The following is a 25,664-nucleotide window of genomic DNA, read 5'->3' as shown; positions in this document are numbered from 1 at the left end:
AATGACTATGTTTCCAAATAGTTTTCTTCTACGCAATATAACTTGAAAAGAATTATTTCTATAAAGGCGATATTCAAAAAACATTTTTGTTCCCGTTGAAGAAAATCGAGTTTGTCTATTTTTATGGCTTGTACAATTTGGACGTTAATTGGAACTTAGGGCACTCGCTTTCCGCGGGCGGTCGGGGAGCCTCCTCGGCTTTCGCCTGCGGGGTCTCCCCTAGACGCTTTTCCCGCAGGAGTCTCGTACACCCGCTCCAATCAACTTTGTCTTACCTTTCAGATAGAACACTTTTGCCTAGAGTTCCGTCTGGTTACTTCAATATAGGCTGGAAGTTGATAGAACTATCATTTCCTCAATTTTTATTATTGCCTGCCCTCCGTCAGTGGAATTGACTCGTATTGTTCCGGATTGATTTTATATACAGAGCCATCAGTAACTCCATCAATTATTCCATATAACCCTCTTTCAACTGATTTAATAAGCATGCCTTTTTTCTTTTGGCCAAAAGACTGTGTTTGACCTCTAACTTCAAAGAGTACTGTCCCACTTCCGTTTAAAGCAAAGGCTCCTAAAGCCGTTCCAGGAAGGTTTTGGTTTTGCGGATACAAGGATATATTCCCATATGGAGAATTACCTTGTTCTTTCATGGCATTATATACCGCCACATTCAATTGTCTGGAAAAATCATAATTATAGTTTTTTGCATATTTGGCATAATCTTGTCCTGAAGGCGAGCTTGGATCAGGTACAAATTGAGCGGAAATCGAGTAGGTGACTAAATCATCCGTTCCATCAACTTCGTAATAGGGAGCTTGGTGATGCAAGTCCACAAAAATCTCCACCTTTCCGTATTGCTTCAGTAGAGACTTGTAAACATCACGTGTTGTTTGTGATTCAGGTGTTATGAACCAACCAGGGGTGGATGATTTTCCAGGGAAGTCTTTAGCTTGGGGAATATAATTTAAATCAGGATTAAAGTCACGATTGACATCGAAACCAGGTTTGGACTCATAATCGAATGATTCATTTTTGTATGTATAATAGTTCCAAGATGGATTCGCTCCTGCTAACTGCGGAAACTGGTCGACGACCTCTGCCCAGGTCATATCATTTCCCCTACGGTTCAATTCAGCGGCATCGGGATTCATTTTAGGCAAAGCGACAAGGGTAATTTCTTTACGGATTTTTTCCGCTTCAGATGAGTTGGTCCCCAAAAACTTCAAGATATTCAAGATGGCATCCGTACCGGTTTTCTCATTTCCATGGATCTCACTTTGAATTAAAACGACTTTGTCGCCAGTTCCCACGGTTGCTTTATAGATTTCTCTATGTCTATTGGAATATCCAGCTACATCCACTTTTACTTTACCTTGGCTATCTCTCGCAATTTGTTCTAGCGTTTTCCCTAGTTCAGCATGATCTGTAAAACCTGAAACCGAATAAGTTTGTTGAATCGGTGTTCCCGGGGATGTTTCATTAGCTGCAAATGTTGGTGCCGCAATACTCGCCGATAAAACGGCCACTCCCAGAGTTGAAATAACTTTCCTGTTTTTCATATGACAACAATCACTCCCTTAAACTATTTTTCTATCTCATTATACAAAAAGGAAAAGTAGAAATATGTTGGAATTTGATGTCGTATTATGGGTTTTAATGATCGGGCATATGTTTTTTTAAAAACATTGTAGTAATGTCCACTTGGACGGACTTAAATCATACATTTTGTTCTGTTTTCCTACCAAGACGAACTGACTAAACCATACCACTACTGCCTTTCTCTATATCCCTCCTCTTCTTCATCTGTACAGGTTTTATCTATGAAGCAGCAAAACTTTCCAAATTGCCAAGTAACTATAAGATTTCCGCTACATCATTATTCAGATCATGATTATCTGCTATTTGAAAAAAGTGCCAATTCTCCCATACAAAAAGATCCGCGACATGTGTATCACGGATAGTTCCCGGAAGTCCTTAAACATGTAAAAAGTCGCCAAGTTGCAGCGAATACTGTCCCATTTTTGATTAATTCCGTCAGTCTCATCCAGATGCAACATCAACTTGAAAATATCTAATGTGATGCAAGCTGCCCTTACTTTTTTCTAATTTTCCCAACCATTAATAATAACAATGGCAGAATAAAACAAATTGTTAAGGAAAAAGGTGTCCAAGCTACAGCTATAAAGTTTTGATAATGTACTATATCGGGATGAGAAAAGATAGTAAAAGTGAGAATTAGAAAAGCTAATGGGAATAGAAGAATTTTGTAATTTTTTAATCCTAGCAATTGAGCTAGTCCTAAGGCGAGTCCATAAAAGCATATGGTCAACTTAAAATACTCTGTAAAAACCCATATGAAGGCCACAATGACCTCGACCCTTTCAAAAAAATTACCAATGCTTATCCTCATTCCCAGTTTATAAGAAGGGTAGGTCAATCTTGCTGTATTATCAGCACCCAATACAAGGATACAGAAAATGATCACTAAGAATAGAACGCCGCCACCTAATATAGTCCCTAAATAAAAGTTTTTCTTCATTTCAGCCTTTTCATGTACATATGGAGTGATCATTAAAAAGAAAACAAGCTGAACATAAGGCAGGGCTAAAGAGTGATATGATCCCCTCAAAATCGGTTTCATGCCTCCTTCAAATACAGGTTGCAAATTTTCGATTTTGATGTCCGGGATAAGAAATACGAATAATATGAAAAGCAGCAGTACAAGCCAAGGAAAAAAGATTAATGCCGTTCGGCAGATGACTTCCAATCCTAGCCGTGCACCAAATAAGCTTGTTACTATAAACAAAATCATAATCATTTCCATAGGTGTCTCAACCAGAACCTGTGTTGAAAAAAAATTCCCAATTTCACTAAGTAACGCTGAAGAAAGGTAATATAAATATAATAGGAATAGCAGTGCCGAGATCTTCCCGATCCATATTCCCAATATTTTTTCATTAACTTCTATATAATTCATGGATGGGTAAAGTAAGGCGAGCCGGGTAAATAAGAGAACGAAACATAACCCGATGAGAGTAGCTATAATATAGGCAATCCAGCCATCCTGTTTCGCTAATGAAACAAGTACGGAAGGTAAAGTAAGTATCGCTCCTCCAATGGTGAATATGGTGACCATTATAAGAAATTCACCAGAGCTGATTTTTCCTTTTTCAAGCATATTCGATACCTCCCTAGGATAAAATGCGATCCATAAAATGAGCGAGTGGACTATATATTTTCGTTATCCAGTCGATAGGGGTGGGAATGGAAATATCCTTGATTATTAAAATACTCAATGTCATGCCAACTAAAAGCAATAAAATGAAAATGACAATTTCCTTCCAGCATTTCTTTTTAATTAGAGGGGGTATTTCAAAAAATGAAATAATAGCTCCAGTACAAACTGTTCCAATAATTGCCCACATTGGTCTTTACTCCTCAATTTCTTTTTGAAAGGATTCTGATATCGTCCCTAAATTGCGAATCTTTGCTTCAACGGATACATTCACGTCCAAATTTGCGAATTCCTGTTCCCAATTTTCCTGTAAACGTTTCCATGCTTTAGGATCAGTTCTATGAATTTTGTCACCAAAACCGAAGATATCACTTTGATATTTCTCTTGTAGCGTCTTTATAGATCCTTCTATTTTAGCTTTAATATCTTTTTCGTATCTTTTATTCAATTCTTCGATTTTTTCGGGTTTAGTTAAATCGATTGTGCATTCTACCTCACCTATACTCCCTTCTGAGGTGACGTTTATATCAATTTTGGGATTTCCTTTTTCCATTTTCCCCTTGATTTTCGTTTGGGAACTATTCGTGATGACCGTAATTTGCTCACCTTCACATGGTATGTTTACCGCAGTGGACTTAACATGATCTGTAATGTAACTAACACCTTTACTGTCGTTCCTGTTTAACCAGCCGACAAGTTTATCTTTCTTGAATACTCCAAGATAATCCAATCGCAAACCGGATTTCGGGGAGATATTTTGTGCGTTCGTAACATTGCTTCCGGATTCAGGATCACCATAAACTAGAATCCCCGTTAGCATGGCCTGTCTGCCTTTACTAACGATACTGCTGACCAGCTCATCCAATGTGACTGTCCTTGTCGGCGCCCATCTTCTCTCTGAATTTTCCAAGGCGTCAAACACTTTATTTGCCGGTATTTTTTCAAGGGCCGTTTGCACATTAAGCGTATCATAAGCAGTTGACCCCTTCGCAACAGTCATATAGAAATCGGAACGCAACTCCTTTAGCCGGGAAAGGAAATCCAGAGGTTTTGCTATTCCTGCCCTGGCCATTTCCTCACCAAAGACAACTTCACGAAGATGTGCTACATATAACCTCCTTGGTACATCAGTTGATAGGCTTCTAAGGGCTTCATAAATGGTGTTACCACTCTTCCTGAAGGTTACAACTTCCGTGCGGCCGGACCTGGCATCACCTGCCAGCTCACTCGAATTCAGAACTTGGACGGTTACAAGATATCCTTCTTCCGTTTTATCAATTCCCATGGCAGTAACAATGGCAAGTTCATTCAACTCAATGCTGCTCCAACAGCCGGATAAACAAATTATAGGTAACATTAAAAATACCTTTAGCATTTTTTTCATCGTAAAACCCTCATAATCTCATCATTTTATCTAGGTGGTTTCGGAGAACTGACATCTCCTCTATCTGTATCATTTTTACTGATCAATCGAGGCCTCTTTAATAATGACCAATGTGGCATACGAATGATGTTGTCTTTTTGATCTTGTAAAATGAATGGTGCATTTGGAGCTAAATATGGTAAACCAAAAGATCGTAAGCTATTTAAATGCAGGACCATCACGATCAGCCCCAAAATGATCCCGTATAATCCAAATGTAGCGGCAAGGATCATAAACAAGAATCGAAGCATCCGAAAAGCGCTGGCCATACTATTGGCTGGAAACACAAAGCTGCAGATGGCTGTCAAGGACACGATGATAACCATTGTTGCTGAAACGAACCCTGCTTCGACAGCAGCCTGTCCAATAACTAATGCACCAACGATGGAAATGGATGAACCGATTGCCCTAGGCATCCTCACACCTGCCTCACGTAAAATTTCAAACACTACCTCCATCAGCATCGCCTCTACAAAAGCAGGAAAAGGGACTCCCTCTCGTTGTGAAGCTAGACTTATGAGTAATGGAGTAGGAAGCATTTCTTGATGAAAAGTCGAAACAGCTACATAAAGTGACGGGGTTAGCAAAGCAAGGAAAAAGGATAAATACCGTAATACTCGAATTAATGTGGAAATGTCTGCCCGTTGATAATAGTCTTCACTGGACTGGAAAAAATGCACCATCAGTGCTGGAACGATAAGAACAAACGGCGTTCCGTCAACCAGTATCGCAATCCTTCCTTCTAAAATGGCAGCGGCCACGGCATCAGGACGTTCCGTATTATAAACGGTTGGAAATGGAGTGTATACTTCATCCTGAATAAGCTCTTCAATGTATCCACTCTCAAGAATCGCATCTATATTGATTCGATTTAACCGGCTTTGCAATTCTGAAACCGTTTTATCATTGGCAACACCTTTTAAATACATAATCGCAACGTCTGTTTGCGTTTTTTCTCCAATCTGCTTTGTTTCAAGCCAAAGGTTAGGATCTTTTATTCTCCGTCTAATTAAAGCAGTATTTGTTCGCAGTGTTTCAGTAAATCCATCCTTTGGCCCTCTTACTACTGTTTGGGAGGAAGGTTCTTGAACTCCGCGATCGACCCAACCTCTTGAGCCGAGTGCCAATCCTTTTGGGGAGCCGTCCATCAATAACATCGTGTCTCCCGATAAAACATGGTTAAAAAGCTTTTGAAAATCAGTTATTTCCACTATTCCCCCTAAAGGAAGAGTATGTGATTTTATTATTTCAAAACAATCAGGGACCGCTACTTCCAAGTCAGAGTTTCGAATTTCAACCATCAAAGTGTCGAGGATTAAATCTTGGATGGAAGCAGAATCCGTTAATCCATCTGTGTAAATGATGCCTAACTTAATTTCACCATTTTTACCTGCTTGAAAATCCCTTATAACGATGTCTGAACTATTTCCTAACGTTTTCTTAATATGGTCTATATTATATTGAAGATCAGCGGATATAAGTTTTGTGTGATGATTCTTCGAGTCTTTATTTCGGTTTTGGGCTTCAACTGGATTTTGGTTTTGATTTTTAGTTTTATTGGAGTTTGGATTTCCGCTTTGATTTTGGTCTTCTTGCTGTTTTTTATTTTTCACCGATTGTTTATCTTCAATTAACTTCCTCAATGGGATAGGAATTCGAGATTTCAATGCTAACCCCCTCATAACCAAAAGCTTGTTAAAATTATGTTTTCACCTTGGCTGCAATTATATCCATGGTAGTAAAATAAATTGCCATGCAAAAAACATAATATACATGATAATATCAAAATTCTACTTTTTTCCAACAAATTAAAACCACTTCCTGCCATCTTTTCTATTTTCCTTTAGCAGTCAATTCAGCAGGTTGCACAATCTAAATCAAATTCATTGTAAATTATGTATAAAAGGATCCTATGAGTAAATGCATAGATTGCCAATATTCGCATAATCCATTATTAGACTAAATTGAAGGAAAAAAGGATGGTTTAAAGCAAAAAAAAACTCTGCAGACCTCACAGAGTTTTTAAAAGCTTTCAACTAATATGGCTTAGATTAGGGAGCAAAGAACTTTTTTTCCTTTAGCTTGTTTTCATTCCAAGTTTATCAATACCTGGTTTTAACTCAACTTCATAATTGTTTTGTCTCCATTTTCCCAACACTCTTGAAGTCGCAACATTTCATTTCCGGTATATATGTACGAAAAAAAGCTACACCCAATAGGTACCCTTCCCATCCTAAAAAATTGTACATTTATGGGTGACAAGGCGCCGATTTCAAGCTTCCAATGTAATATATTCAGCTCCTTGTTCTTTTGCCCAATTATGTATATAACTGAGCAGATTATATCCAAGGCCACTAGGACGATGATTTACATCAGTAACCAAATCTTGTACATATACATAGCGTTCATTATATGAATCTTCACGCCAGCTAATACCTGCTAATGCTACGATGCTTGTATCATGATATAAAGCAAATAACTGTTTTCCCTCCTTACGCATATCATTTAATAAATCTAGATACTCCTTTAATGTCAAATCAGTACGTAACTGACTCAATATAGGATAAGCCTGTAAAAATTGATGTTCTACAGTTAACTCCACTATATTTTCCACTGGTATTTTCATACTAATATTCTCCTAACATTTTAAGTTTTACTGCTCCGTCTTCCCCTTTATGCCGGATTAATTTTCTGACATTTAAGTCTATCAAATATGCTCGATAACCTAGAACTTAAATGTTTTTCAATAATTGAGTGTCCAACAGTTTCCCATCCTCTTCCTTTCTCCAAATATTAGATATACCAATAAATCATATGCAAGTATTGTGCCATACCAAAGGATATGTACAATTTCAGTACAATTAATATCGTCCTGGAAAGTAGAGAAGGGCCATATCAAATACTATGAGGATTTACTGAAAAATTAGGCCACAGTTAAAACAATATACGGTTCCTAAACCATTAAAGTTCGGGACTAAGGAATTAAATTACTTACTCTTGGACAGGGACAGTAATTCGATGAATGAATACTAGAGCTATATCAGTAAAAAGACAGAAAATCGCGGCCGATAGATGATACGGGGCTGGATTGTTGAAGATAGGCAATTGATGTCCGTGTGAATATCTTGAACAAGAATAGCCAAAAATAAGGAGTATTAAGAAGGAAGGAACAAACAAATAGGTGAATACTAATGCCTGGTAGTTTCAAAATTTCATCACATCAATTGATGATTTTAATCCTTTTGTATTCGGTAGGAACGGTTATTTTACATACTCCTTCTCCTTTAGCTGGTTTTGCAAGCAGGATGCGTGGCTTGCTGCATTATTTGGAACAGGAATCGCATTAATTTTTGTATGGTTTTACATCAGGGTTGGAAATTTATATCCTGATCTCGCTTTAGATCAAATAAATGAAAAGGTTTTCGGTAAGTTAGTCGGAAAGATGATCAATCTCACATTTTTCTTCTGGTCTTTTTCAACTGCTGCCGAGACCACTTATTATGTCGGGAGTTTCATTGAAACTTTTTGGATGCCGGAAACCCCGCTTTTAGCATTACATACATTGTTGGCTGCCGTGGTATCTTTACAGTTCGCCTTGGTATTGAAACTTTTACACACACTCTGGAAATATTCTTCATACCCGTATTACTATTACTGACTATTTTTTTGGTTTCCATCATTCCTCAAGCAAACATTCAAAACATTCAGCCAGTATTTGAAGGAGGCGCTAAACCCTTAATACGGGCGATACTTTTTTATGTCTGCGTGTTCACGCTGTCCCCTGTTATGTTTTTAATGATTTTCCCTTCAAAATTCAGTGAAAGAAAAAAAGGGGGAAAAGCTTTTTATATTGGCACTTTGATCGGAGGAATCATATTAATTCTGGTTATCATGATGGATATCTTGGTTCTTGGACCCGATAACACCGTAAGAAATATCGCTCCAAGCTATACGATGGCCAAAAAAATAAATGTTGGGAATTTCCTAATGCGGATCGAAGCAGCAATTGCCACTATGGATTTTCACAACCTATACGAGGACGGTTATGTATTTTTATGTTTCGGTTGTCGTATTTTCAAACATTTTCAATATAAAAGATTATCGGCCATTTACTACAGCTCTAGGGATGATAATGTTTTTTTATTCATTGATTGTTTTTCCGACGGTCTCTTCATCCGGGGAATACAATAAAAATATATGGTTATTCCATGCAGCGGCTTTTGGTCTGGTCATGCCTTTATTATTGTTTATAACGGCTAAATTTAGAAACATCATTAAAAAGCCCCATGGTAGACAAAAATGATCATACTAATGTAAGATGGAAAATTTAAAAAAGAACAACATAAAAATACGCTAAAAATTCAATTTTGCCGTTCAATCTGGCTCGATTAGATAATCGTAATGAATATTTACGAATGAGGTGAGTATATTGAAACATAAAATAATCAATATTTTTAGTTTGGTATTTATAGCATTCATGACTGGTTTACTCATCTTTTACCTCAAAAAAGATGATTCTTCCCGATGGATGGTAGCTCTTGGGGGAATATTGGTAAGTGCCTTGCCCATTTCATTACTGTTTGTAAAAAATAATCCCTTTAACATTCCTATCATAATCGGCTATTATGTTTTTGTTTTCTGTACGACATTTTTAGGGTCCATCGCAAATTTTTATGTTGATTTTAAATGGTGGGACTCTGGACTTCACTTCTACAAAGGCATCTTCGTGGGTTTTGTGGGGATTGCCCTTTATAAACTATACATCCCTCAAAAAGCGAGAAAAGATGTTTCAAGGTGGGTCATTTTCCTTTTTGTTCTCTCACTTTCAGTCACTGCCACCGTTCTTTGGGAAATATATGAGTTCGCAGGAGATCTCACTTTTACTCATACCATGCAGCGAGGCGGTAACAAAGATACCATGTACGATATAATTTTCGGACTAACCGGCGGCCTGCTCATTTCCATTTATTCTAGTGTACAAAAATTAAAATTTTGAAGATTTGTTGAGGTAATCATATGAATCGTAAGCTAGTTATTTCATTAAGTTTAGTGTATGTACTTTTCATGGGAGCTTTATCCATTTATTACTATACAGCCGATGAAACTTTCAAATCACTGGTTTCGATAGGCGGTGTGGTATGTGGGGCAATTCCCCTTTCACTGGCCTTATTTACCAAGCTTCAATTCAATTTGCCAATTATCATTTCCTATTTGATCTTCTTATTCGGTTCACAATTTTTAGGATCTATTTTAGGTTGGTATGGATTGGGTTGGTGGGACACATTTTTGCATTTGTTAAGCGGTTCCCTTCTTGCTTTTACGGGAATTGCTTTATATGAACGATTGGTATACAGAAATGCAGGCAAAGAGATATCCCCTTGGTTCGTCTTTTTGTTTACCCTTTCTTTCTCGGCACTTGGTGGTGTCATATGGGAGATCTACGAATTTAGTTCTGATCAATTATTCGGAATGACACTACAAGGCGGAGGAAATAAAGATACAATGATCGATTTAATCGCGGATACGATTGGAGGACTTATCATTGCAGTGTGGGCCGGAGTGCGGACAAAGATTAAGTTAAAAAAAATATAAAACAACATTCCAGTTGATCTCAGAAACCCGCTCCCTTTCCGCCGACTGTCTGCCAAGCCTCCTCGACGCAAACGTCTCCGGGGTCTCGGCTAGCCAGTTATTCGGCAGGAGTGTCGCAAATTTCTTCAATCTAATGAGGTTTCTTTCTATTTAAATGAATAAAGAGTCATGGTGTATAACCAAGTTTATTTTGAAATGATGGTATCCATTCCCTCAGAAAAATCGTGAAAGGGATTCGGATAAGACCATTCACCCCTATGCTGTAAACTAACTGAGACCAACATATTCCATTAGCGGTCTAAAGTCTTTTTTAAAAAAACATTCCAGTTGATTTCAGAAACCCGCTCCCTTTCCGCCGACTGTCTGCCAAGACTCCTCGACGCAAACGTCTCCGGGTCTCGGCTAGCCAGTTATTCGGCAGGAGTGTCGAAAATTCCTTCAATCTAATGAGGTTTCTTTCTATTTAATTGAATAAAAAGTCATGGAGTATAACCAAGTCTGTTTTAAAATTATGGTATCCATTCCCTCAGAAAAATCGTGAAAGGGATTCGGATAAGACCATTCACCCCTATGTTGTGAACTAACTGAGACCAACATATTCCATTAGCGGTCTAAAGTCTTTTTTATTTTAAAAAACGTTCCAGTTGATTTCAGAAACCCGCTCCCTTTCCGCCGACTTTCTGCCAGGGGGTTCGGGATGACCATATCCCTTTTATAGACAAAAGGAGTTCCATCCAAAAATATTCTTGATTGGAGCGGGTGTGCGGGACTCCTGCGAGAATAGCGAGTCCAAGGGAGACCCCAAAGGCGCAAGTGAGCCGAGGGCGAACCGCTCGCGGAAAGCGAGTGCCCTACGTTCCAATCAACGTCCAAATTTGTACAAGCAAAAAAAAAATGTAGACAAACTCGATTTTCATCGAGTTTGTCTACATTCTGAAACGACCATCTTACCGATGGTCATTTTTATGTTCATTTAAATATGATGGAAATTATTTTTTCCGTCGTCATGGCACTATCCACCACATATGTTCCAGGTCGCAATCCGTTGGCCTTGCCTTTCTTTTCAACCGCGTCGGAAAACTCATTGGCATTTTTGATGACTTTTGCTTTTTGTAGGGTTTTACCCACATCGATGCTTGTCGAGCCTTTAGACACAGTAAGAACAGTACGGTATATGACTTTTTCCGTTGGTTCTTTTACCGTTTCTTTTTCCGCCTCCGCCTTATCTTTAACCGACTGTGCTTCAGCAATCTGATCTTCCCATTCTTTTTCGGAATGTATGACATACCCTTCTGAAGCCAGAGACTCTTTCATTTCATCTTCTGATAGTTTCTCAGACGTGCCGGTCGCTTCACCTGGACCAAAGAAGTACACTGCACCGCATAAGCCTGCGGCAACAACAAGGCCTCCGGCAAAGCTGCGCATTGATTTAGATGTCATTGGCCACATTTCTCCTTTCATTCGTCGTTTTCATGTAAGGAGTAAGCATCCGTTCTATTTCTTCTTCCGGCTGTTTTGTCTTCAGTGCGATGCTTTCAAATGAATAGCCTCGCTTATGTAGGTCGAGTACTTCACGCAACATGTTTCGCTTTTCGGAAGACATTGCCAGAATGCCTGCCTCTTGTACCGTAATTTCAGCATCTATCTCGATGTTCCTGATTTTTTCCTGTAATACATTCATTTCATCCCCAAAAGTGCTGGCAATCTGTTCCAATTGACTGTCCACTTTTACAGAATCCTTTTTAATAAACGATAAAATGAACAGTAATACTGCTGCAGCGAACAAAATGATCAGAGCCCATTCCATCATTCTATGTCCCTCCTTAATCTTTGAATCTACTATCTCGCTTTCTAATTATATATTGATTTGTTCCAAAACTCGATTTAAAAGTACTAAATACCACAATAGTCACGTATTTATGACAAAAAAAGGCGTGGGAAGGTCATCCATGACTATTAATAATGAAAAAACGAAAAATAAATCTTCCATTTGAGGACCATTTTACCATAACCAATTCAACATTTACACCAATGTTAGTATATTAAGGCAACATACTGCAAGAACGCTGTCTAACTAGGTTATTCAAAGGTATAAATGGCATTCTTATTCACATCACTGCTTGTACTTTCCCTTTAAAAGATTCCAAGGGTATATTAAATGACAAACATGTTTCCAAACGATAAGATATATATAGGTTCCTTTTCCTATTTCATTAATAGGTACGATTTTACAGTGCCATTTATTTATTGGTGCAAGATAATAAGGAGGAAACAATGAATATCAAAATAAATAATATACCGGGTTTCATGCAAGACGAAATCGAACAACTTCAATTAAAGTTGTCCCCCTTGTTGAAGAAAAATATGAAATACGGTTTTTTTTCAACGGTGATGATAGGCTTTTCCATCATTAATCTTTTTTTTCTTTTATTTAAGAACGACTCTTTACCCATTTCGAAAATCGCACTTGGAATCTATGCATTGGTGGGAGCTGTAGGATTTGCCTTATTAAAAGAAAACAAACACAATCAAAGAGAAATAGTGAAAATGAGTCAGAAATATATGTTGGAGAGAATCAAAAAAAGCAACTATTTAACAGATGCCAGAAAAAACAACTACTTTAAACGAGTAAATGAGCATCCGCTTACTGCCATGAATGTTTTTTTTGAGTTTCTTGCTGAAGAACAACAATGGAAGAACAAATCCTCCCACCCCGAATAAATAAAAGGAAGTTCGCAAATTTCATAACTTTATCGGTGTTCAAATAAGGCAAAAAAGGCTGCAAAAAAAACAACTCAACCAGTATGCTCCGGTAAACTGCCGAATCACACTGGTTGGTTGCTTAGGTTTTTTGATTTACAAATTCTCCCTGAACGTTCTTTTTTAGTGCATTCCAATAGCGAGCTCAGTGGTTAGTTCTGGAGCTTATATTCAATGAGTTCATGAAAATAGACTGCAGCATGTTCTGTTGGAGAAAAGATTCCATTTGTAAATGCCTCGGAACTTAATCCTTTTTGCAGTTTTTCCACTAGATCAAAATCTTCCTGCCGTACTTGATCAACAAATTTAAAATATTCTTCTTTTTCTATGTTTGTTTTTTCATCTAAGGAATAATCCCGATAAATACCTAACGAGGTCACAGCATCAACGGGAATTACTTGAATGGTATTAACGTTTCCGTCTCCTGGATAAACGTTAATCATCATATTCGGCCAAACCCAATAAAAACGCGCTTGTTCCCCTTCGCCATTCTTGCTTGCTGTCATATATTGATAGGTGAATTTGTCGTGTGTCGTTGTGCAAAAGTTTGCTAAATCAAAGGATTTAGCAAAACCAGGATGAGCAATGGAACAATGATCACATTCAAGGTAATTGTCAACAACGGCCTTCCAATTAGCTTTTACTTCACGGCGGGTTTCCCTAACTAATTTCAGTGAATCAAAGAATGGATACTCTTTCATTTCCTCTAAAAATTCCTGATATGCTTCTGCCATAGAGGGTGCATTTTTGTCAAGATTGACAAAAATCATGGCATTCTGAACTTCTAAGCGAATGGATTTCATACAGCTGTGTATTCCCAGTTCATTCGTTTTAAAATTAGGGGCTCTATTAACACTTCCGTCTAATTTGAACGTCCATCCATGGTATCCGCATTGTAAAAGTTTCTTATTTCCTTTATCGGCGTTTTCTACTTTCATTCCGCGATGAGGGCAAATATTGTAGAAAGCACGCAGTTCACCATCGGTACCATGTGAAACGATAATAGGCTCTCCGGCGATATCTAATGTCATGAAATCGCCTACCTTTTCCACTTGGCTTGCATGCCCCGCCAATATCCAACTCTTTCTGAAGATTTTTTTACTTTCTTCATTGAATACCTCTGGATCGACATACCGTGAATAAGGCAGTGTAGGGCTGAACTGTACATTTTCTTTCGTGGACATATTGAATCCCCCTCCTGTTTTTGATCTAATTTAAAAGTTTAAACACGCTTAGTTCAATTTGAGTTATACCCGATCCATATAGACTGTCTTGACCTCTGTATAGAATTCAACGGCACTCTTCCCTTGTTCACGGCTGCCCGCACTTGAATTTTTACATCCGCCAAATGGCATTTGCGGTTCGGTTCCTGCTGTTTCCGAATTGACATGAACAAGACCCACTTCAACATCTTCAATAAACCGTTGAGCCAATGTTAAATTGTTTGTACAAATGGCTGCGCTCAACCCATACTCTGTATCATTCGCCATCTTAACTGCTTCCTCATAATTTCCGGCCTTAAAAAGGGCAATGACTGGTCCAAAGATTTCTTCACGCGCAATGCGGGCATGTTGAGGAACATTTTCAAAGATTGCCGGCTTGACATAAAAACCATTCGCCAATTCCACTTCTGCCGGGATTTCTCCTCCGCACAAAAGTGTAGCTTCTGATTTGCCAACATCGATCATTTCAAGCACGCCATCGCGTTGTGATTTAGATACAGCCGGACCGATATATGTTTCTTCGTTGAGCGGGTTGCCCACCTTTAATTCTTTCGTACGAGCCACCAGATGATCCCGGAACACTTCATAAATTCCTTCTTCCACAATCACCCGGCTAGTGGCTGTGCATTTTTGCCCTGTGGATTTAAAAGCTCCGCCTATAGCTATTTCCACTGCTTTTTCAAGATCAGCATCGGCGAGGACGACAAGCGGGTTTTTCCCTCCCATTTCCGCTTGCACTTTCTTTCCATGCTCAATGGCTTGTTTTTGAATTTGCTGACCTACTTGATTCGAGCCCGTAAAAGATATAGCCTTCACATCAGGATGTTCCACTAATGCAGCACCAATGACGGAACCCCTTCCGAATACACAATTGATGACACCAGGCGGAAGACCCGCCTCATCGAAGGCTTTTATCAAATGATAGACAGACTTAGGTGTAAGATCAGCCGGTTTAATCACGACTGTATTCCCGTAAATCAGGGCAGGCGCCAATTTCCATACAGGGATGGCGATAGGAAAGTTCCATGGTGTAATCAAACCCACCGGACCTAGCGGGATGCGGATAGTGTATAAAAATGTATTGGCATTGGCTGAAGGAATTACTTCCCCGATTGGCTGCCGGGCTTCAGCAGCATAATATTCAAGTATGCTGGCAGCTCGATTGGCTTCCCCCATCCCTTCCAAGAATGTTTTTCCTTCTTCCTTTATCAAATCTTGACCTACTTCCTGAATATTCTTTTTCAAAATATCAGCTGCTTTCTGCAAGTATGAAGCCCGTTGCTGAAACGACAACTTTTTCCAGTCAGGAAATGAATTTTTTGCGGCTGCCACTGCATCATGTAAATCAGCCGCAGCACTTGATGGAAATTCTCCTAAATTTTCACCATCATGGGGACTAAGGTTTTCTCTATACTCTCCTGTAGTGGGTTCTTTCCATTTTCCATTAATATAATTTAAGTAACGCATACTATTTCCTCCGTATTCTATTATTCTACTTCTCTAAATTATAGGTTTTGCTTTTAACTGCACTTCTAAATGAATCTTAAACGACCGTTTTCTTATATCTTGGATATAATAATCACTATTGAATAAAATCATTGGTCTGTTCATTTGTTAGGGCTGGCACCTCGACGTTTCTTCGCGCATATCTAAAATAGTAAAAAATATAGCAAGCAATGACGAAACCTAATCCCCAATACAACGAAGTTCGCTGTGTCGGATCATAAGCGGTAAACACGAAAATACCTAGACACATAATAATGCAAAGAATTGGGGCAAACGGGAAAAAAGGTACTCTAAACTTCAGATTTTCAACCTTTCCGCCTGTTCTGATATACTGCTTACGGAATCTGTACTGTGCGAACGCAATCGCCATCCAAGTAAGCACCCCTCCAACCCCGCTTATGGAAAGCAGCACAACGAATAACGTTTCTTCCGCTACTACACTAGTAAGCAGCGACAGCAAGGCAAAGACCATGGTGACTAGTAAGGCGTTCATAGGTACACCGCGCCGATTGAGCTTTCCAAATGAAGAATGTGCCATACCGTTTTGAGAAAGGGAGAAAAGGATCCTTGTACAAGCAAACAGACCAGTGTTTCCTACAGAGAGGACCGCCGTCAAAATTACGAAATTCATAATGTCTGCTGCATAAGGAATGCCTACCATTTCAAACACGGTAACAAATGGACTTTCCAGTACCCCAACTTCTTTCCAAGGAACGATGGCCGATAGAACAAAGATTGCCAGTACATAGAAAAGCAGCACACGTATTACGATGTTTCGAATCGCTCTCGGAATGCTTTTTTGCGGGTTTTCCGTCTCTCCTGCTGCAACACCCATGATTTCCGATCCCTGGAAAGCATATACGACTGTCATCATCGATATAAACACACCCGTGAACCCTGTAGGGAATAGTCCATCTCCTATAAAATTGGAAAGGAACGGGGCAGGATGTGCATCCTCCATATGAATCAATCCAAACATCGCTGCTGCACCGATAATTATGAAGAGAATGACGGCAAGCACTTTAATCCCGGAGAACCAATACTCTGTCTCTGCAAAACTTCGCGTAGTCAATGCATTTATAGTGAATAAAAGGACCGTAAATATCACACACCATATCCATACTGGTATATCGGGAAACCATCTGGTCATGAGCAAACCGGCCGCTACAAATTCCAGGCCTACGTAAAGAGCCCAGCTTAGCCAGTAAATCCAGCCAATGACAAATCCAGTGGCGGGACCAATAAATTTCGTTGCATGGACCTGAAAGGAACCGGATACCGGCATCACTACCGATAATTCACCGAGACAAATCATCGCCAAGTACATTAATAAACCACCGACCAAATAGGCAACAATCGCTCCTAAGGGTCCAGCTTCACCGATTGCATATCCTGATCCCAGGAAAAGACCTGTTCCAATTACCCCACCTAAGGAGAGCATGAATAAATGTCTACTCTTCATTGAACGCTGTAATTCTTTTGGCTGATTTTCATGTTCTGTTTGCATGAATTCCCCCCCGTTCCTGTTTGATAAACTGCCTGAACACTTTCATGATTAACACAAGTTAACGAGAGTTTCACGATAACGCTTCGGAAGGCACTGCATATTCTGGAAGGTCGCTGATTGTCGGTTTAAATATTTCATAAGCTACTTCTCTTTGATATTTTTTTTGTTTTTTTGCTTGAGTAAACAAATGATACGTATTTTTCCTGCATAGTTTTTCTATATCATCGACGACAGCTTGTGGATTTGGTTTAACCAGTCCGAAAATAACCGCATCATAAAATCTTATCGCCCCCAGGTTGGCAACGAAATCATTGACAACATCTATTCCTCTCTGTCTTATGATTTCGTCTCCCTCAGAAGAAAGGGGAATGTTCGCCGCCTCCACAATCAAGCTCGCTTTTACGCTTTTGGCATTGGATATGTGGATGACATCCTCCAATGCGGACGGAATTAAAATGTCGCAATCTATGTCGAGCCATTCCGTGTTTGGCCTTACATCATAATGCGGTTCAAAAAAGGCTTTATCCATTTCCCCGTACATATTCTTATGATCAATAAGCTTTTGGACATCCAATCCTTCGTCACATGTAACCAAAAGGGCTGCATCGGAAATTCCCACAACTTTATAACCTAACTGGGACATTTTCAATGCGCAGCTTGCCCCTACACAGCCGAATCCTTGAATGACAACTCTTGCTCCACCTTTTCCGTTTTTAAATTTCCATGCCTCATCTGCGGAGAAAGCCACACCATAGCCTGTTACGACATCGTTTAAAAACAACCCGTCGATTTTTGTCGTCAACAGTTCATCGAAATCTTTTATCCCTTGCAGAACATTCGGATTCTGCTTCATTGATTTCGTTAGGGGGATATCAATGCCAAATTCATTAAATATTTTGAGTACATCTTCATATTTGGTACCTAAATCACTGCCTAACGATACCCCTATATCTATATAAGGCATCATCGCAATCAGAAATCTTCTTAACACTGCATATGCGTCTGGCGCTTTATAATCATAGGCAATGCCCGCTTTACAACCGCCAGTCGTCTCAGACTCACAGGCTACATACTTATAAGCCATCGCCTCGGCCAGCCTTTCGACCTCTTTTCTTGTAACTGTTGGGTGCATTCTAGTACCGCCTCCTGTGTATCCTTTTACAAAGTTATGGACGACCAGCCAGCCTTTAGCATCTGTTTCCGTATCATTCCATTCAACAACTATATATGGTTTTAACAACTATGATACCTCCCTTACATGCCTTTTATTGGGTCCTGCTAACTTCCAAAGTTAATTGTTAGACACTAACTTTTCGTATACTTCCTTCTTGTCCTGGCCTACAGATAGAATCTTTGGATTGACTGCAACTTCTATGACAGACGGCAGCCCTGAAGCAATCGCCCGTTGCAGCGCTGGCGCAAAATCAATATTTTTTTCAACCTTTTCACCATGTGCCCCAAATAAGCGGGCCAATCCAGCAAAATCAGGATTAGATAAGTCAGTTCCAACGGCCCGGTTTGGAAAATGCCTTTCTTGATGTGCTCGAATTGTTCCGTAAATATTGTTGTTCACAACAATTGATATGGTCGGAATTTTATACCTTACAGCGGTTTCAATCTCTTGGAGAGTCATCATGAAGCCGCCATCCCCCGAAATAGAAACAACATGTTTGTGAGGCTGCGCCAGTTTTGCCCCAATAGAAGCAGGCAGTCCATATCCCATTGCACCCGACGTTGGCCCGACGTATGTGTTTTCTTGTTCAAAACGATAATATCTTGATAGCCATCCAAAAAAGTTGCCTGCATCATTTGTAATGATGGCATCCTTCGGCAGGCAGACAGCCAGATCATGCATCAATCCGTCCATATCCACGAAATCCTCTGTGTAATCGGCCTTCGGTTCAGAAAATTCCATATATTTATCGTGCAATTCTTTCAGATGATCTTCGCCTGAAATAAAAGATCCTGATTCTGGCGCTTGCAGTGCTTGTTCCAAAAAGCTCTTGGCATCCGCTTCAATGGCAAGAGAAGGAGCATACACTTTACCAAAAATATCGGGACAAATATCCACATGGATCAGCTTTGAAATTTTAGAAAGCAAGGTGTAATCTTGTGTTCCTACTTGGGAGAATCGTGTCCCTAATGCCAAAACTACATCTGCATCCCGGATTGCATCAAGTAAATATTGAGGTGTCCCAAATCCAAGCCACCCTGCATAGCAAGGATGTGAGTTCGGAAACGCGTCAAACCGACGGAAAGCTGTAACGACAGGAAGTTTCATTGCCTCCACAAACTGTACAAGCAACCTGTTGGCCTTAGCATGAATCACACCTCCGCCAGCAATCAATACGGGGCGCTCCGCGTTTCGTATCATATCCATCGCCTGCTTCACATCTTCCATATGTGGTTGAGGAGGAAGCGAGCGATAAGAAGGGGTTATGTTCAACTCTGCCTCGTCTTCCAACATGTCATGCGGCAAAGCCACTAATACAGGGCCCGGACGCCCCGATCTCGCAATATGGAAAGCCCTTTGCAATAATTCCGGGATTCTTTCCACACGATCGATCTCTACCGTCCATTTACATATATGACTGAAAAAACCCGTCAAATTCACTTCCTGGAATGCTTCCTTTTCTTTAAAAGGGCGTTCGACTTGGCCAATAAGCGCAACCAAAGGGGTTGAATCCTGAGCAGCAGTATGAATGCCGATAGCTAAGTTTGTAGCACCCACTCCACGCGTTGCCATACAGACTCCCACCTCTCCTGAAGCCTTGGCATACCCTTCCGCCATAAAAGAGGCACCTCCTTCATGCCTTGCGGAAATAAGTTCTATTTCAGGATGTTGGTACAGTGCATCCATTACACTAAGATAACTTTCACCTGGTACACAAAAAGCTTTTTTTACCCCTTCTTTAGCCATTACTTCTACGACTGCTCTTCCTCCACTGACTTTCATAATCAAGCCTCCCGCTTTCGAAAACGTGTTTTTATTCTAGTAATCTACGATTATATGAATATTGGACTGATTCCCACTGTCATTTAACAAGCTTTTCCATTCCTGAAGCCTGTTTATTATCTTCTTTCATCCCAATTGAAGTTTTTCTTGTAACGGCACTCACTCCTAAAGTTACTGCGATGTTGATGAATAATACAGCTAACCCTACATCAAGATCTTGTATTGCTTGCGGCAGAGATGGAAATAATGTAGCAAGTGTCGTACCTGATGTGGTCGAGTATACAACAATTAGAATTCCAACGATCATTCCGGCAAATGCTCCTTGAACCGTGACAGGATTCTTTTTCCACAGACTGAAAAATAGTGCTGGAAACAACTGTGCCATGAAGCTATATGCCATAAGATACAAGGTAAAAATCGATTCCCCGCCATTGAACGTAAAATATAGAGTCACTATAGAAATGACAGGTACTAACATCCTGCTCAATCTTTGTAGCTGGTCATCTGATGTATTCGGCTTCCATACCTTATATACATTTTTTGAAAGTATCGTAGCCGTAGCCGTCAACACGAGTGAACTGGGAATAAGGGCGGCCATTGCCCCTGATGCTCCAATAACTCCGACAAACCAGGGATCAAATGACATCTTCGCCATTTTAAATAAAGCTAAATCTGCTTCTGCTCCCTGTAAATTCGGGACTTGGAGAATCGCAGAAAAACCAATAAATAAAGAAAAAATGATGATTACTTGATAAATTGGCATAACCCCAGCATTCCAACGAAGTGATTTCGGACTTTTTGCTGAGAACACTCCCGCTAACATATGAGGAAACATATAGAATGCCAGTGCTGTCATGATCGTAGCTGATATAAACCAAGAGATACTCAAACCTTGTTCCGGGAAAATCAAAAATCCTTGTTTTGCTGTATCGATTGCTTCAAACATCGGCTGTATACCATCGTAATAATGAAGTGGAAAATAAATCCCCATAAAGACGACAACAGCCAGAATCATGATATCTTTAATGACCGCGGTCCACGCCACTCCATGCATCCCTGAAGCCGTTACATAAATTGTGATCGCAATTACCCCAACAACTATAGCCACATTCGGAGATATGGACCCATAGGAGGCTTCCGATACGATTATTCCTAATCCTTTCAACTGCATGATCAGATATGGAATAATTGAAATGACGCTAATTACCGCCACAAGAACACCTAGAGCAGGACTGTTGTACTTTTTGTCATAAAAATCAGATTGAGAAATGACATTATTTTTTTTGGCATACCTCCAAATAGGCGGTAACAGCCAATAGGCGATTACAAAATAGAAGCAATTGAAAGCGTATAAGGCAGGAGGCATACCAGATCGATAAGCTCCGCCGCTTGCCCCCAAAAACGTATATGTCGTAAACATTTCACCTGCTATCAAGAAGAAGAGCAAAAAGCTGCCGAAGCCTCTTCCGCCTATAGCCCATTGTTCCAAACTCATGTTTTTACCTTTTCGAGCTTGAAGCCCTAACCAAATACACAGAACCAGAAAGAAAAGGATAACAAGCAGGGCTTCATTCATCAGTCTTCTTCCTCCTCGGTTGCAGGATCAAGTTTATTAGCAATTATCAAAAAAACTGATGTAAGACAGACCCATAATATGGCCCAAAAAAGAACAAATGGCATCCCTAACACATAAGGTTCAATTCGATTGATAACCACAAGCGAGCCAAGTGCCGGTATTGCACTTATCACATAGATTATTTTCTTCATTTGTTCACCACCCTTATCAACAAATGCAAAACTCGAATTTTCCAAACCTCATTTTTCAGAAAAAACAGATAATTATTAATGTATTATTACATTGACACCCCTTTAGTTAAGGGCTCATTTACAGCCCAGTTCGGTTTCGCGCCAGTAAGAACTTGTTCCACCTGCATTGCGGCATGTACAGCCATGCGTACGGAACCTTCCTTCGTCAAAGCGGCATTATGAGGACTGACAATCACATTATCCAATTTAAAAAGTGGATTCCATTTATCAGGAGGTTCAACTTCAAATACGTCTATTCCAGCACCGGCAATCTCGCCTGCTTGCAAAGCGTTTACTAAATCAATTTCCTTCACCACACCGCCTCTGGAAGCGTTTACAAAAAAAGCGGAAGTTTTCATCCAGGAAAACTCACGGCTTCCTATTATTCCTTTTGTTGTTTTCGTTAACGGCAGATGCAGACTAATAACATCAGCGTTTCTGAATACCCATTCTAAATCTGTTGCTATCTCCAGCTCAGAATTCGGGCTGGCTGTAACATAAGGGTCGTAGCCAATTACTTTCATATCGAAGCCTTCGGAAGCCTTTTTTGCCAGTATTCTACCGATTCTCCCTAGTCCGATAATCCCCAAAGTCTTGCCTTCCAAGTCCATGCCAAAAAGTTGATTACGGATAGCAAAATTCCCGCTGCGCAGCTCTTTATCAGCCAAGCTTAAGTTTTTGGACAATGATAAAATTAATGCCATTACATGTTCCGCTACAGAATTCGCATTCGCCTCTGGGGTATTTGTTACATATATGCCACGCTCTGTAGCGGCTTCGATATCGATATTGTCCAAGCCCACTCCATACTTAGCTATTACTTTGAGGTTTTCAGCTGCTGTAATAACTTCTCTATTTATTACAGCCGTTGATCTCGTTAGTACTGCATCACAACCCTTGATTTCTTCCATAAGAATTTCTTGCGACAAATCAGACCCTACTTTAATCTTAAAGCCTTTTTCTACTAAATAACTTTTCCCCTCTTTCTCAATATCTTGAGGAATATACACTAAATGACTCACACATTCCCACCAACCTTTCATGTTAACCTTGAAGGAAAAACCTTTCCTACTACATTGTTTATATACAATTATTGTGCCAAGATAAAAAACATCCGTTTATTCAAGAAAGAAGCCAATTCGTTCTCAAATTAAGAGATAAATAAAGTAAACAAATTGTTTCATAATGAATTAATTTGTTTCAATCCGTTTCAATTTGTTTCAATATTCAAATCTTTCATCTTTCTCCATAAAGTCGTGCGACTCATGCCTAACTCAAAGGCAGCTTTTCCTTTATTAAAATTCACCTTCATTAACGTTTGAACAATTCTTTCACGCTCGGATAAATGTATCCCAGGTGACATATCCATCTCTTCGTTTTGGTCCGAAAACAGTATTTTCTTATTACTTTTATTCGGAAAATACATCTCGATATCATACACATCAATTAATTTGTTCTTATAAAGTGCACATAATCGCTCACAAAAATTTTGCAATTGGCGAATATTCCCCTCCCAATTCCCTTCACTTAGCTTTTTCATGGCACTATCCGTGATCTTGATTTGTTTTTGTTCCGAATGACCTTTCCGAATAAAGGCATTCACCAATAACGGAATATCTTCTCTGCGTTCCCGAAGCGGAGGCAATACAAGGTCCAGCACACTCAAGCGATAATACAGATCCTCCCGAAAGTCATTACTCTTTACCATTTGCATGAGGTCTTTGTTCGTTGCCGACACTATTCTCACATCAACCGGGATTACTTTATCATCACCGATGCGCATGATTTCACGCTCCTGCAGGACACGCAGCAGCCGGCTTTGCATTTTTGGGGAGATTTCTCCTATTTCATCTAAAAAAATCGTACCTCTATGGGCCAGTTCAAAAAATCCTTGCTTTCCGCCTTTCATGGCTCCCGTAAAAGCTCCTTCTGCATATCCGAAAAGCTCACTTTCCAATAGATTTTCGGGAAGGGCTGCGCAATTAATGGCTACAAACGGGTTATTTTTACGGTTGCTATGATTATGTATGCTTTGGGCGAATATTTCCTTGCCCGTTCCAGTTTCTCCAATTATAAGAATGTTTGAATCTACTTCACTATAACGTTGAGCCGTTTCAATCGTCCTCTTGATTTCCGAACTCCGATACAATATATCATCAAATGTGTACTTCGCCACATGTCCGCGTGAATGAAGCTTTCTAAAGAACTTCCCTTCCATCTCCTGAATGCGGGTAACATCTTGAAAGGCGACCATATCCCCCACTTTTTTACCTTTTAAAAATATCCCGACTTTTTTTACCGATAATTGAATGGATTGGTAAGCAACGGTATCCTTTTCGTATTCATCGTCGCTTAAAAGCATATTACGAAATTTTCCGGGCCTTATTATATCGTATACAGAATTTCCAATTAAGCTCCCCTTGGAAATGGCTAATATCTCCTGAGCGGCTGTATTGAATACGGATATTTGTCCTTTTAAATCTATTGCAATAACCCCTTCATAGGCATAATTAAGAATCGTTTGGTAACGCTTGGTCTTCTCCTGTTCCCTTCTGCTGACAAGAGCTACTCGTTTCGCCTCAATCAACGCCTGCCGAAATGATTCCTTTCCAGTATCAACCAGAATGGCTCCCAACCCTATTTCTTCGGCATATTTACATGTACTTAACCCACTTAACACAACCTCACAGCCATCTCTAGCGGCTAAATCCACTAAACTGACTGAGGACTCGATATCATTTAATATATAGGACTGAATTGGCAAATCAACGATATCCGAAAGGTTTTCAACACCATAAATCATATTTAACGCACCTATGACAGCCACTTTTTTACTGCCAAAACGAGCCTTGCAATCATGCAGGGAACGAATGAGGTCAATGCCCTGTACAGGTATATCTACGATAGGAATGAATTCATTGCATTCTTTTAATAGTTTCGTGATTAACCCCCTTGAGATGATTACATCGGCATCAAGCTTCAACTTCCCAATCTTATCGGCATCCTCAACTACCTCCTCTAATACAAACTTCACCGATCCGTTATCATTGTTTTCCGCTGCTTCCAACTTGTTGAATTCCTCAAATCTTTCAAAGGCGTCCGTAATATACCCTTTTCGAGGAACAACGAGTTTTATTTTTATCAAAATACCCACCTCCAACCTAAATCATTTTGCTTTATTGGATAAAGCTCAAAGCCCTGGTCATACAAGGTCTTGATAGTTCGAGTTAGCTAAGAATGCCGTAGAGTTTTTCAAAGCCAGAATATGAAAAGTTAATGCCTTAAGTACGCATGAGATTAATTCCCCGTTTTATCAAGATATTCCATCTTTCACTTTTAAAAATAAAAAACCCTGTTATCGTGGGTTTTTTCATTACAAGGATTTCGATTGGTATTAAATATCACAAAAAGAATGGTCATTCAATTCTTCTCAATAAAACTTGCTTTTCATCACTGGAAAACGCTTTTTAACATTATAATCAGTATAATGATTCTCAAAGGGAAAATCATCATGAATAAAATATCTATAATTTCTTAAAGTGGCATCGGCTTCTGCTTTTTGCACCATAATCCCCCTCCCTTTCTCGCTAATAGGACTATATTCCTTTATTCTTCATACCAATGTGGAATTCCTTTTGATTTTATCGTTAGTGACA

Annotated in this window: 21 protein-coding genes and 1 pseudogene; 5 read left to right on the top strand and 17 right to left on the bottom strand. The window is 39.6% G+C overall.

What is annotated here, in order from left to right; translation table 11 throughout:
• Positions 1–365 precede the first annotated feature (365 nt).
• From ACZ9AO_RS09000 to ACZ9AO_RS08980, 5 genes are all read right to left on the bottom strand, one after another.
• Positions 366–1,559, bottom strand: a complete 1,194-nt coding sequence (locus ACZ9AO_RS09000) for a M14 family zinc carboxypeptidase (RefSeq protein WP_476108896.1) — start codon at positions 1,557–1,559, stop codon at positions 366–368.
• A gap of 533 nt (positions 1,560–2,092) precedes the next feature.
• Positions 2,093–3,178 carry a GerAB/ArcD/ProY family transporter gene (locus ACZ9AO_RS08995; RefSeq protein WP_476108895.1) on the bottom strand — a complete coding sequence of 362 codons (1,086 nt, stop codon included), beginning with the start codon at positions 3,176–3,178 and terminating at the stop codon, positions 2,093–2,095.
• A 253-nt stretch (positions 3,179–3,431) separates the two neighbouring features.
• A complete protein-coding gene (locus ACZ9AO_RS08990) occupies positions 3,432–4,619 on the bottom strand; it encodes a Ger(x)C family spore germination protein (RefSeq protein WP_476108894.1) in 1,188 nt (395 codons plus the stop codon).
• Positions 4,620–4,645: 26 nt separating this feature from the next.
• A complete protein-coding gene (locus ACZ9AO_RS08985; RefSeq protein ID WP_476108996.1) occupies positions 4,646–6,271 on the bottom strand; it encodes a spore germination protein in 1,626 nt (541 codons plus the stop codon).
• A gap of 659 nt (positions 6,272–6,930) precedes the next feature.
• Positions 6,931–7,284 carry a GNAT family N-acetyltransferase gene (locus ACZ9AO_RS08980; protein WP_095392012.1) on the bottom strand — a complete coding sequence of 118 codons (354 nt, stop codon included), beginning with the start codon at positions 7,282–7,284 and terminating at the stop codon, positions 6,931–6,933.
• A 565-nt stretch (positions 7,285–7,849) separates the two neighbouring features.
• Between ACZ9AO_RS08980 and ACZ9AO_RS08975 the strand changes: the two genes are divergently transcribed.
• From ACZ9AO_RS08975 to ACZ9AO_RS08960, 4 genes and pseudogenes are all read left to right on the top strand, one after another.
• Positions 7,850–8,005, top strand: coding sequence for a hypothetical protein (locus ACZ9AO_RS08975; RefSeq protein WP_476108893.1), 156 nt, complete (start codon positions 7,850–7,852; stop codon positions 8,003–8,005).
• Positions 7,996–8,849 (top strand): annotated as a pseudogene (locus ACZ9AO_RS08970) (GerAB/ArcD/ProY family transporter). Before ACZ9AO_RS08975 ends, ACZ9AO_RS08970 begins: the two are co-directional and overlap by 10 nt.
• A 238-nt stretch (positions 8,850–9,087) precedes the next feature.
• Positions 9,088–9,654, top strand: a complete 567-nt coding sequence (locus ACZ9AO_RS08965) for a DUF2238 domain-containing protein (RefSeq protein WP_476108892.1) — start codon at positions 9,088–9,090, stop codon at positions 9,652–9,654.
• Between the two features lie 20 nt (positions 9,655–9,674).
• On the top strand, positions 9,675–10,250 hold the full coding sequence (locus ACZ9AO_RS08960; protein WP_034307807.1) for a DUF2238 domain-containing protein: 576 nt from the start codon (positions 9,675–9,677) through the stop codon (positions 10,248–10,250).
• A gap of 969 nt (positions 10,251–11,219) precedes the next feature.
• On the opposite strand, the gene ACZ9AO_RS08955 is transcribed toward ACZ9AO_RS08960, so the two are convergent.
• A complete protein-coding gene (locus tag ACZ9AO_RS08955) occupies positions 11,220–11,690 on the bottom strand; it encodes an endolytic transglycosylase MltG (protein ID WP_048688488.1) in 471 nt (156 codons plus the stop codon).
• A complete protein-coding gene (locus tag ACZ9AO_RS08950; protein ID WP_222619893.1) occupies positions 11,680–12,060 on the bottom strand; it encodes a hypothetical protein in 381 nt (126 codons plus the stop codon). Before ACZ9AO_RS08950 ends, ACZ9AO_RS08955 begins: the two co-directional genes overlap by 11 nt.
• A gap of 464 nt (positions 12,061–12,524) precedes the next feature.
• On the opposite strand from ACZ9AO_RS08950, the gene ACZ9AO_RS08945 reads away from it, so the two are divergent.
• Complete coding sequence (locus ACZ9AO_RS08945; RefSeq protein ID WP_048688486.1) at positions 12,525–12,971, top strand: DUF5392 family protein; 447 nt, start codon at positions 12,525–12,527, stop codon at positions 12,969–12,971.
• 191 nt (positions 12,972–13,162) lie between these two features.
• Here the strand turns inward: ACZ9AO_RS08945 and ACZ9AO_RS08940 are convergent, their stop codons facing one another.
• The 10 genes from ACZ9AO_RS08940 to ACZ9AO_RS08895 form a co-directional block, all read right to left on the bottom strand.
• Positions 13,163–14,194: an aromatic ring-hydroxylating oxygenase subunit alpha gene (locus tag ACZ9AO_RS08940; protein ID WP_476108891.1), complete on the bottom strand. Its 1,032-nt coding sequence runs from the start codon at positions 14,192–14,194 to the stop codon at positions 13,163–13,165.
• A gap of 63 nt (positions 14,195–14,257) precedes the next feature.
• Complete coding sequence (locus ACZ9AO_RS08935) at positions 14,258–15,700, bottom strand: aldehyde dehydrogenase family protein (RefSeq protein ID WP_476108890.1); 1,443 nt, start codon at positions 15,698–15,700, stop codon at positions 14,258–14,260.
• A 115-nt stretch (positions 15,701–15,815) separates the two neighbouring features.
• Entirely contained in the window at positions 15,816–17,246 is a 1,431-nt protein-coding gene (locus ACZ9AO_RS08930) for an amino acid permease (RefSeq protein WP_063593964.1), read from the bottom strand.
• Between the two features lie 70 nt (positions 17,247–17,316).
• Positions 17,317–18,486, bottom strand: a complete 1,170-nt coding sequence (locus ACZ9AO_RS08925) for a Glu/Leu/Phe/Val family dehydrogenase (protein WP_476108889.1) — start codon at positions 18,484–18,486, stop codon at positions 17,317–17,319.
• A gap of 51 nt (positions 18,487–18,537) precedes the next feature.
• On the bottom strand, positions 18,538–20,202 hold the full coding sequence (locus ACZ9AO_RS08920; protein WP_476108888.1) for a thiamine pyrophosphate-dependent enzyme: 1,665 nt from the start codon (positions 20,200–20,202) through the stop codon (positions 18,538–18,540).
• 79 nt (positions 20,203–20,281) lie between these two features.
• Positions 20,282–21,778 (bottom strand): sodium:solute symporter family protein, encoded by a 1,497-nt coding sequence (locus ACZ9AO_RS08915; RefSeq protein WP_251540712.1) that lies wholly within the window; start codon positions 21,776–21,778, stop codon positions 20,282–20,284.
• Positions 21,778–21,969, bottom strand: a complete 192-nt coding sequence (locus ACZ9AO_RS08910) for a DUF3311 domain-containing protein (RefSeq protein WP_034307824.1) — start codon at positions 21,967–21,969, stop codon at positions 21,778–21,780. The genes ACZ9AO_RS08915 and ACZ9AO_RS08910 overlap by 1 nt, the downstream gene beginning before the upstream one ends.
• Positions 21,970–22,055: 86 nt before the next feature.
• Positions 22,056–23,030 carry a hydroxyacid dehydrogenase gene (locus tag ACZ9AO_RS08905; RefSeq protein ID WP_063593968.1) on the bottom strand — a complete coding sequence of 325 codons (975 nt, stop codon included), beginning with the start codon at positions 23,028–23,030 and terminating at the stop codon, positions 22,056–22,058.
• A gap of 188 nt (positions 23,031–23,218) precedes the next feature.
• Positions 23,219–25,153 (bottom strand): sigma 54-interacting transcriptional regulator, encoded by a 1,935-nt coding sequence (locus ACZ9AO_RS08900; RefSeq protein ID WP_251540713.1) that lies wholly within the window; start codon positions 25,151–25,153, stop codon positions 23,219–23,221.
• 285 nt (positions 25,154–25,438) lie between these two features.
• Positions 25,439–25,576, bottom strand: a complete 138-nt coding sequence (locus tag ACZ9AO_RS08895) for a hypothetical protein (protein WP_251540715.1) — start codon at positions 25,574–25,576, stop codon at positions 25,439–25,441.
• Positions 25,577–25,664 lie beyond the last annotated feature (88 nt).

It is taken from the genome of Peribacillus sp. TE19612 (assembly GCF_056279465.1).
The sequence above is the reverse complement of the archived record's forward strand: the minus strand, read 5'-3'. Positions and strand labels throughout refer to the sequence as shown.

What these genes read in the sequence shown, in the direction of transcription:
- ACZ9AO_RS08955 (WP_048688488.1), bottom strand. Translation starts at nt 11,690, where the DNA reads ATGACATCTAAATCAATGCGCAGCTTTGCCGGAGGCCTTGTTGTTGCC.
- ACZ9AO_RS08920 (WP_476108888.1), bottom strand. Translation starts at nt 20,202, where the DNA reads ATGAAAGTCAGTGGAGGAAGAGCAGTCGTAGAAGTAATGGCTAAAGAA.
- ACZ9AO_RS08940 (WP_476108891.1), bottom strand. Translation starts at nt 14,194, where the DNA reads ATGTCCACGAAAGAAAATGTACAGTTCAGCCCTACACTGCCTTATTCA.
- ACZ9AO_RS08995 (WP_476108895.1), bottom strand. Translation starts at nt 3,178, where the DNA reads ATGCTTGAAAAAGGAAAAATCAGCTCTGGTGAATTTCTTATAATGGTC.
- ACZ9AO_RS08910 (WP_034307824.1), bottom strand. Translation starts at nt 21,969, where the DNA reads ATGAAGAAAATAATCTATGTGATAAGTGCAATACCGGCACTTGGCTCG.
- ACZ9AO_RS08950 (WP_222619893.1), bottom strand. Translation starts at nt 12,060, where the DNA reads ATGATGGAATGGGCTCTGATCATTTTGTTCGCTGCAGCAGTATTACTG.
- ACZ9AO_RS08930 (WP_063593964.1), bottom strand. Translation starts at nt 17,246, where the DNA reads ATGCAAACAGAACATGAAAATCAGCCAAAAGAATTACAGCGTTCAATG.
- ACZ9AO_RS08980 (WP_095392012.1), bottom strand. Translation starts at nt 7,284, where the DNA reads ATGAAAATACCAGTGGAAAATATAGTGGAGTTAACTGTAGAACATCAA.
- ACZ9AO_RS08895 (WP_251540715.1), bottom strand. Translation starts at nt 25,576, where the DNA reads ATGGTGCAAAAAGCAGAAGCCGATGCCACTTTAAGAAATTATAGATAT.
- ACZ9AO_RS09000 (WP_476108896.1), bottom strand. Translation starts at nt 1,559, where the DNA reads ATGAAAAACAGGAAAGTTATTTCAACTCTGGGAGTGGCCGTTTTATCG.
- ACZ9AO_RS08945 (WP_048688486.1), top strand. Translation starts at nt 12,525, where the DNA reads ATGAATATCAAAATAAATAATATACCGGGTTTCATGCAAGACGAAATC.
- ACZ9AO_RS08960 (WP_034307807.1), top strand. Translation starts at nt 9,675, where the DNA reads ATGAATCGTAAGCTAGTTATTTCATTAAGTTTAGTGTATGTACTTTTC.
- ACZ9AO_RS08975 (WP_476108893.1), top strand. Translation starts at nt 7,850, where the DNA reads ATGCCTGGTAGTTTCAAAATTTCATCACATCAATTGATGATTTTAATC.
- ACZ9AO_RS08990 (WP_476108894.1), bottom strand. Translation starts at nt 4,619, where the DNA reads ATGAAAAAAATGCTAAAGGTATTTTTAATGTTACCTATAATTTGTTTA.
- ACZ9AO_RS08935 (WP_476108890.1), bottom strand. Translation starts at nt 15,700, where the DNA reads ATGCGTTACTTAAATTATATTAATGGAAAATGGAAAGAACCCACTACA.
- ACZ9AO_RS08915 (WP_251540712.1), bottom strand. Translation starts at nt 21,778, where the DNA reads ATGAATGAAGCCCTGCTTGTTATCCTTTTCTTTCTGGTTCTGTGTATT.